The following is a 4,209-nucleotide window of genomic DNA, read 5'->3' as shown; positions in this document are numbered from 1 at the left end:
TGCGCCCCGGCAGCTTCGCCGGCGGTCAGGTGGCGTTGATCGGCAAGCCGCTGCAATTCGCCGCCAATGCCATAGTCATGCCGGGCCAGCCGCAGACGGTCAGCGACACGCCGGCGACGGTCGTTCGGGAAGGCGCGCTGCCCAGCACGGTCTCGGCCTATCTCGCGGGCGGCTATGTCGACGGTTCCAGCCGGCCGATGCCCGGCACGATCCTGGGCGGCGGGCGTGACAAGTTCGACGGCTTCTTCATCGCCGGCGGGCTTGAGGCGCAGGTGACCGACACGGCGGTGCTCGGCTTCGGCCTGTCCTATACCGATCTCGACGCCGATCGTCGCCTCGGCCGCAAGACCGATGGCAAGCTGATCCTGGGTACCCTGTATGGCCGCCTGGGAGAGGATTTCGGCGCCGCGCTCGATACGCAGTTCAGCGCCGGCGTGTATGAATCGCGCACCCATCGCACCGGCACCTTCGCCGGCACGCCGTTCGACCTGCGCGGGCGCGACAATTCCTTCGCGCTCTCGACCGAACTTGGCGCAAGCTACGCCTTTGGCAGTGACGCGCTTCGCATCGCCCCGCGCGCCGCGGTGCGCGCCAGCCGGATCGAATATACCCCGCTGGTCGAAACCGGCACCGGACCGGCGCTGGCGATCGCCAAGGACGATTTCCTCAGCGTGCAGGGCCGCGCCGGGCTTCAGCTCGACGGCAACCGCGCCGGCTTCCGCCCGATCGCCTCGGCCTATTTCGTTCATGACTTCAAGGATCGGCCGGACGTGTTCTTCGCCGGCCTCGCGGGCGGCACGGCATCCAGGCGCCGTTCCTCGTCGCCGGGCAGGACCGCAACTGGGGCGAATTGTCCGCCGGCCTCGCTTATGGCACCGAACGGTTTGAGTTCTCCGTCGCGCTCGACGGCACGGTCGGGCGCGAGGATGTTCGCAACCGCTCGTATCGCGCCGGCGTGACGGTGCGGTTCTGACGGACCGGGCGTAACGGGACGGGGGCGGCCGCACCGCCGCCCCCGTGTCCAGCAGGGAAGGGTGTTCGGGTGTCGCTTCTGCCTGCCATGCTCCTTCTCGCGGCGACCCCCGATCCCGCCGCCACCTTCTACAACCGCCCCGGCGCGACGCCCGCGATGGTCGACGCTGAGCTGCGCCGCTGCCGGATGATCACCACCGGTCCCCATGCCGATGCGGTCGGCGGGGATGTGGCCGCCGCTGCGCTGACCCCGGCCATTCCCCTCCAGAAACAGGCCGCACCCAGGCCGGAAAACCCCGCGCCCTTGCCGTGGGAGGCCGTCGCAACCCCCACGATCGAGGATTGCATGGTACTGCGCGGCTGGCGCCTCTACGCGCTCGACGCGCCGACGAAGGCCGCGCTCGATCGCCTCTCCCCCGCCGCCCGCGCCGCCCGCATGGCCGCCCTCATCGCCGCCCGCCACCCCGCCAACGCCACCCTCCTGCGCGCCCCCACCACCCGCCTCCGCCAGCCGTGACCGCGCATGATTGACAGTCCCGCCCCGTCACCTGTTATCGCGTTCTCATGGCGAACAACGGACACAGCGGACTGTCGGACAATCCTGCGGTTTATGGCCTGACGGTGCAGCAGCGCCGGCTGCTGCCCCAATTCGCCGCGCTCAAGGCGTTCGAGGCGATCGGCACCTGCGGCGGCATCCGCCGCGCGGCGGAGGCGCTGTCGGTCGATCACGCCGCGGTCAGCCGCCACCTGCGCGCGCTGGAGGAATGGGCCGGGGTCCCGCTGTTCGATCGCGCGTCGGGCGTCGCGGGGCAACTGACCCCGCATGGCGCCCGGTTCCACCGCACCATTGCGCGCAGCCTCGCTGAAATCTCCGCCGCCGCGCTCGATTTCATGCCGCAGCAGGATGACCGCAATCTCGTCCTGTGGTGCGCCCCTGGCCTTGCCTCCGAATGGCTGACCGGCCGCATCGGCAATTTCTCCGCCGCCTTCCCCGATATACAGCTCGAACTGCAGCCGATCGAGATCACGCCCGGCGCGGTCGGCCATGATGTCGACGCGTACATCCATTACGTCATCGACGCGCAGAAGGCCGATCTCGACCCCGATTTCCGTACCCAGGAACTGGCCCGCCCGCGGATCCTGGCGGTGGCCAGCCCCTCCTTCGTCGCGGACCTCCCGCCGGTCGCAACCCCCGCCGATCTCCTCAACCTGCCGCTGCTGCACGAGGCGAATTTCGACCAGTGGCGCCGCTGGTTCGAAAGCCATGGCGTCGCGGGGGCGGAAAATCTCGGCGGCCCGCGCTACTGGCAGGGCCACCTGACGCTCGCCGCGGCCCGGCGCGGGCAGGGGCTGGCGCTCGCCAACACGCTGCTGGTGGCCGACAGCATCCGCCGCGGCGAGCTGGTCGAGGTCGGCGATTTCGCGCCCGTTCACCTCGGCTCCTACATGCTCACCACGCGCCGCACGCGCTGGCGCGGCCTTGCGCTCACCGATTTCCGCCGCTGGATCGAACGCGCCATCGTCGCCCCCGACTGAGCCGGCTTGGTGACCGCCAGTCACCGTTCCAACCAGCGTAATCAACTTGCCGCCCGGCCGCCGGATCGCAGACTTGCCACCCGGAAGCTGGAGGAGATGACGGTGAGCAATGTTGACCTGTTGAGCCGTCGATCGGCCGCGGTTCCCGCTGGTGTGGCGACCGGGCTTCCGCTCTTCGTCAGCCGCGCGGAAAATGCCGAGATCTGGGACGAGGACGGTCGCCGCTACGTCGATTTCGCGGGCGGCATCGCGGTGCTGAACGTCGGCCATCGCCACCCGCGCGTCATGGCCGCGGTGCGCGAGCAGCTCGACGCTTATACCCATGTCGCCTTCCAGGTGACGGCATACCGCCCCTATGTCGAACTGGCCGAGCGGCTGAACGCGCTGGCGCCCTTCTCGGGGGAGGCGCGCACGCTGCTGCTGACCACCGGCGCCGAGGCGGTGGAGAATGCGGTGAAGATCGCCCGCGCCGCAACCGGGCGGCAGGGCGTCATCGCCTTCACCGGCGGCTTCCACGGCCGTACCGCGCTGACCATGGCGCTGACCGGCAAGGTCGCGCCCTACAAGCGCGGCTTCGGCATGCCGACGCCGGGGGTCTACCACCTGCCGTTCCCGGTGCCGCACCAGGGTGTGGAGGTGGCGGATACGCTGCGCGCGCTGACCTATCTCTTCGCGGCGGATCTCTCGCCCGAGGATGTCGCGGCGATCATCATCGAGCCGGTGCAGGGGGAGGGGGGCTTCCACGCCGCGCCGACCGAATTGCTGCAGGAGCTTCGCCGCCTGTGCGATGCGCACGGCATCCTCCTGATCGCCGATGAGGTGCAGACCGGCTTCGCGCGCACCGGCCGCATGTTCGGCATCGAGCATAGCGGCGTCGAGCCCGATCTGATGACGGTGGCCAAGTCGATGGCCGGTGGCCTGCCGCTGTCGGGCGTCATCGGTCGCGCGGCGATCATGGACCGGGTTGAGCCGGGCGGTCTGGGTGGCACCTATGGCGGCTCACCGATTGCCTGCGCCGCTGCCCTCGCGGTGCTCGACGTGATCGCGGAAGAGGGGCTGCTCGACCGCGCCGACGCGATCGGGCGGCGTGCCAAGGACCGGCTGACCGCGATGAGCGCGCGAAGCGATCTGCTGCCGATCGGCAATATCCGCGGGCTGGGCGCGATGATCGCCTTCGACATCATGGAGCAGCGCGGCGGCAGCGCGGTCGCCGTCAACGGCGCCAAGGCGGTGACGATGCGCGCCGCGGATGAAGGGCTGATCCTGCTCGCCTGCGGGACCAGCGGGGAAACGATCCGGATCCTCGTGCCGCTGACCGCGTCCGACGCGGTGCTGGATGAGGGGCTGGCCGCGATCGAGCGGGCGCTGGCGGCATGACCGCGCTCACCCTGGGCAACGCCGCGCTGCTGCGCACCGGCGCCTATATCGACGGCCGATGGGATGATGCGGGCAGTGGCACTTTCGATGTCCACAATCCCGCCACCGGCGCGCTGGTAGGCTCGGTCGCGCGGCATGGCGCTGCGGCCGCCAGCCGCGCGGTCGAAGCGGCGACGACGGCACAGGTCGCCTGGGCGGCGCGTTCCGCCGGCGACCGCGCGGCGATCCTTCGCCGCTGGCACGATCTCATGCTGGCCAATGCCGATGATCTCGCGCGGCTGATGACGGCCGAGCAGGGCAAGCCGCTGGCCGAGGCGCGCGGCG

General features: G+C 70.5%; 5 protein-coding genes. All 5 read left to right on the top strand.

All coding sequences use genetic code 11. The features are described 5' to 3' along the window. On the top strand, positions 1–959 hold a 959-nt coding region (locus tag XM50_RS00565), incomplete at its 5' end, for an autotransporter outer membrane beta-barrel domain-containing protein (protein ID WP_046406491.1). A gap of 83 nt (positions 960–1,042) precedes the next feature. Continuing rightward, positions 1,043–1,489 carry a hypothetical protein gene (locus XM50_RS00560; RefSeq protein ID WP_156167034.1) on the top strand — a complete coding sequence of 149 codons (447 nt, stop codon included), beginning with the start codon at positions 1,043–1,045 and terminating at the stop codon, positions 1,487–1,489. A gap of 47 nt (positions 1,490–1,536) precedes the next feature. Next, on the top strand, positions 1,537–2,508 hold the full coding sequence (locus XM50_RS00555; RefSeq protein ID WP_082102589.1) for a LysR substrate-binding domain-containing protein: 972 nt from the start codon (positions 1,537–1,539) through the stop codon (positions 2,506–2,508). Positions 2,509–2,604: 96 nt separating this feature from the next. Continuing rightward, positions 2,605–3,885 carry a 4-aminobutyrate--2-oxoglutarate transaminase gene (gabT, locus tag XM50_RS00550; protein WP_046406487.1) on the top strand — a complete coding sequence of 427 codons (1,281 nt, stop codon included), beginning with the start codon at positions 2,605–2,607 and terminating at the stop codon, positions 3,883–3,885. Beyond that, on the top strand, positions 3,882–4,209 hold a 328-nt coding region (locus XM50_RS00545; RefSeq protein ID WP_046406486.1), incomplete at its 3' end, for an aldehyde dehydrogenase family protein. The genes gabT and XM50_RS00545, both read left to right, overlap by 4 nt.

The sequence above is a fragment of the Sphingomonas sp. Ag1 genome (assembly GCF_000980895.1).
GTDB classification, from domain to species: domain Bacteria; phylum Pseudomonadota; class Alphaproteobacteria; order Sphingomonadales; family Sphingomonadaceae; genus Sphingomonas; species Sphingomonas panaciterrae.
Note: the sequence above shows the minus strand (reverse complement) of the source record. Positions and strands in the feature narration are given on the sequence as shown.